The organism is Desulfatiglans sp. (assembly GCA_012513605.1).
GTDB lineage: Bacteria > Desulfobacterota > DSM-4660 > Desulfatiglandales > HGW-15 > JAAZBV01.
This window is the reverse complement of sequence record JAAZBV010000140.1, coordinates 1-4059: the sequence shown is the minus strand read 5'-3', so window position 1 is coordinate 4059 and position 4059 is coordinate 1. Positions and strand designations below refer to the sequence as shown.

The following is a 4059-nucleotide window of genomic DNA, read 5'->3' as shown; positions in this document are numbered from 1 at the left end:
TAGACAATATTGACGGTATTGCAGCCCTAATGTGGGCCTCCCAAAAGGGGCATCTTGAGGTAGTAAAACAGTTAATTGGTAAAGGAGTTGATGTAAACAGCAGAAGAAAAACAGACGGCGTCACTGCTCTTATGCTCGCATCCCAGGGAGGGCACAGGGATATTGTCGAATTTCTCATCTCGAAAGGCGCTGATGTAAAAAAGAAAAACAAGTATAACGGAGGTTCAGCCCTCTGGATAGCTGCTCAAAACGGGTATGCTGACATTGTAAGGATACTTTTGGAAAACGGGGCAAAGGCCAACGTCAAAAACAGGGAAGGGGCAAATGAAGAGTTGCCAATGGAAGATATTGAGAGAGAAAAGACCCCTGAAGAAGAGAGATTTGAGCTCCGTACAAGGGTAATATTTCTGATGCAGATGAAGTATATAACGGCTAAAATGGCATTTGAAGAAATTGCCCGGTATGCTGAAGGAGACTCCATTATGGGCGACACCACACCAATGGAGATCATTTGGAATCCCAAAGAAAGTCCAATGATGTTAAAATGGGACAAAATCCGCGAATTTCTGAATCAAAAAGAGTATGAAGTAATAACTGTTATGGGGTCAGGCGCTGCCCTGTGGATAGCATCACTCAATGGCCACACGGATGTTGTAAAACTTCTTATCGAACATAATGCGAATGTAAACTCAACAGGGTCAGGTAACAGGTCCGCTCTGTGGGTTGCTGCACAGAATGGGCACAGGGATATTGCTGAGCTCCTGATACAAAATGACGCAAACGTCAATAAAAAGGATCGTGACTTCACCGCTCCCATATGGATAGCAGCTCAAAATGGGCATACAGATATTGTTAAGCTCCTTATAGAAAATGAGGCAGAGATAAATCATTTTTCAGAATCCAAAAGATTGACACCCCTCGCGGTGGCTTCTGAAAATGGTCATTTTGAAATAGTAAAACTCCTTGTTGAAAACAATGCCAGAATAGATATTCCAACAACCGATGGAACAACAGCATTCTGGCTTGCATTGAACAATGGCCATGAACAGGTTGCAACCTATCTTTGTGATAAAGGAGCCGCTATAAAGGGTATTTCAGATGAACTTCGGCATACACCACTCATGATGGCCTCAAAGCATGGAATGACCCGCCTTGTCAAAAGCCTTCTGGATAGAGGCGTTGAGGTCAACACAAAAACAATCCATGGCATAACAGCTCTTATATGGGCGCTTGAAGGAAGGCATATGGAGATTGTCAGACTTCTTATAGATCATGGCGCAAATGTAAATGCAAAATTGGCTGACGGGACCACTGCCCTGATGTTGAGCGTAAACCAGGGAGACCTGGACTTTGTAAAGTATCTGGTACAAAAGGGAGCGGATATAAATCTAAAAGCCAGGGACGGTACAACTGCATTGTGGAATTCTCTTATTGGAAGTCACGGACCTATATTAAGATACCTCCTGGAAAACGGAGCCGAAGTTATAGTGCGTAACAAGAAAAACGGAGCGACTATCCTTATGGTTGCGGCTGAAATAGGCAATCCTGAGGTGGTGGAAATCCTTATTGAAAGAGGGGTCTGGGTGAACGAGCGGGCAAAGGACGGTATAACAGCTCTATGGATAGCTGCCCAGGACGGGCATATGGATGTGGTTAAACTCCTTGTTGAAAAGGGCGCAGAACTGGACCCGAAAAGGGATGACGGGAGAACAGCTCTATGGATGGCGGCACAGAACGGGCATACAGGCATTGTAAAATATCTTGCAGAAAAGGGAGCAGTGACTGACATCAAAGCAGAAGACGGATCTATCGCGCTTATGGCTGCAGCACAGAACGGTCACAGTGAAATAGTAAAATACCTTTGTGAGTGGGGATCGGACATGAATACGGAAGCAATTGTTAGAGACACGCTATATACAGCCCTCGCCCTTGCTGAAAGAAACGGGTGGAGGGATATTGTAGGCGTACTTGAGGGTATAGGTGCAGAACAGTAACAGAATAAAATAATTTTTCACACAAAGCCACAAGGCCACAAAGTTAAAAAACAAAAGTATTTTATAATAAAAGCATTTGATTATCTTTGTGTTCTTCGTGCCTCTGTGTGAGATACAGCAATATTTACGAATGCATGACAGAGGAATTTATTTTCCTCAAAAGTACATTATTAATTGTAGGGCGCAGACCCCCGTGTCTGCCCGCAGGTTGGCACCATTATTGTTATGTCAGGGGAGATTGTGTACCCCTTGCAAAAAACCTGGCAGGCACAGGGGCCTGCCACTACGGATAAAGAACACAACCAGGGGATTAAAATGAAAATAAAATTTTACTTAATGCTTTTTTTTACAGTGATACTGCTTCAAGGCTGCGCAGGCAAAATAAAGACAGTCGCAGCGCCTTCTTTAATGCAAAAGGTGGATTATGACGGTATGGTCATTTCTGATAAAAAACACTCGGTAAATCTTGCCAACTACACGGAGGTCAAACACATTAAAGAAAAAATAATCTTCAATCTTATTATAAAAAACAGGGGACAGGATTCTTTTAAAGTAAGCAATGAGAATATTACAGTGCAGTTTAAAAATAAAAACGAAGATTTAGCCCCAATAAATTTGGAAATTCAACCTCTTGATGATTTTTTGATAGATCTTGAGAATGATTATTTTGATGTAGAAATCAGGATAATATCCCGCATATTCGGGGACACAGAACGTACAGCGGGGACGATAGCTACATTAAAATCTGCACATGGAAATAAAACAAATTCAAATAAATCGAAAAGAAGGAAACAATCGTATCAGGTTGAGATTGATAAGGTTAATAAGGCTCTTAAGGATTTTAAACCTAGCAAAGCTGATAAGGCTAGGCTTGGCAAGGATAATTTTGATAAGGCTGATAAGGCTTATAAGGCTTCTTTGGCTTATAAGGCTACTTTGGAAAAGCTTAAAGAGTCTGATCAGTCTGATCAGGGTCAATCGGGTAAAGTGGAGATTCCAATAAATCAGCTCAAGAGTGTAGCAAACTTTTTTAACGCCAGGTTTGACGATTCAATAGACGACCTTGAAGAAACAATAAGAATCTATGAGCAGTTCCGGGTAATTGTTCCATCCCTTGTCTTTAAACCGCAGGAGGTAATGCCCGGCAGTACTGTAACCGGACTGATAATATACGATATTAAGGACATAGATGAAAAAGCGGAAGGTGAATTCAATATTGTTATCAGGGTTGAGGGAGAGGAGCACAAGTTCGTCTTCAGCCGCAGCATGTGAGAAAAGCAGCAATCAGCGTTCAGCAGTCAGCTTATAGAAGGGGAGGTTGGCGGGACAGGCGACTAGTAGCTGAAAGCTCTATCCAGGCTTTTGTTCTTTCTGGATGGATATAATTTAATACTAATTTTCAGGAAAACATTATGAGGAACAGGGGAATGATGGACAGACAACGTATCATAAGATTTCTTTTGAGGAGACATGCTGCTTTAATATTAATCCTTTTGATTTTCTCTTTGCTCCCGGTTGATATTACAGCCTATGGCGCAGAGGCAGGTAAAAATACAGTCTCAAAAAAACAGCCTGTTGATCAAAACATGCTTAAAGCTTTGCCCACCGGAATAGATGCGGGGTTGTATCACACCCTTTATATTAAAAAAGATGGAACGTTATGGAGCGTTGGATATAACAATAATGGTCAGCTTGGAGACGGTACAACAGATACACGAAGCACGCCTATTCAGGTTGCGTCCGATGTAGCACAGGTGGCTTCCGGCAATGCCCACAGCCTGTTTATAAAAAGCGACGGCACCCTCTGGGCCATGGGATACAATAAATATGGTCAGCTTGGCGATGGCACAAATACAAGCAGGAATAAACCCGTAAAAATTGCATCCGATGTAATAAAGGTTACAGCCGGTGTTTTTCACACCCTTTTTATTAAAAAGAATGGAACCCTTTGGGGAATGGGCTGGAATGAGGACGGCCAGCTCGGAGACGGCACATTTATCAATAAGAATAAACCGGTACGCATTGATAATAATGTTGAACAAATAGCCGCAGGAAGCGCTCACAG

General features: G+C 42.4%; 3 protein-coding genes. All 3 read left to right on the top strand.

What is annotated here, in order from left to right; genetic code table 11:
- The first annotated feature begins 29 nt into the window (after positions 1 to 29).
- Positions 30 to 1994 carry a hypothetical protein gene (locus GX654_19225; GenBank protein NLD38997.1) on the top strand — a complete coding sequence of 655 codons (1965 nt, stop codon included), beginning with the start codon at positions 30 to 32 and terminating at the stop codon, positions 1992 to 1994.
- 315 nt (positions 1995 to 2309) lie between these two features.
- Positions 2310 to 3266, top strand: a complete 957-nt coding sequence (locus GX654_19220; protein ID NLD38996.1) for a hypothetical protein — start codon at positions 2310 to 2312, stop codon at positions 3264 to 3266.
- A 155-nt stretch (positions 3267 to 3421) separates the two neighbouring features.
- Positions 3422 to 4059: hypothetical protein (locus tag GX654_19215; protein NLD38995.1), on the top strand; the 638-nt coding region annotated here is incomplete at its 3' end.

Coding starts and splice junctions, on each gene's coding strand:
- GX654_19220 (NLD38996.1), top strand. CDS start 2,310: ATGAAAATAAAATTTTACTTAATGCTTTTTTTTACAGTGATACTGCTT.
- GX654_19225 (NLD38997.1), top strand. CDS start 30: ATGTGGGCCTCCCAAAAGGGGCATCTTGAGGTAGTAAAACAGTTAATT.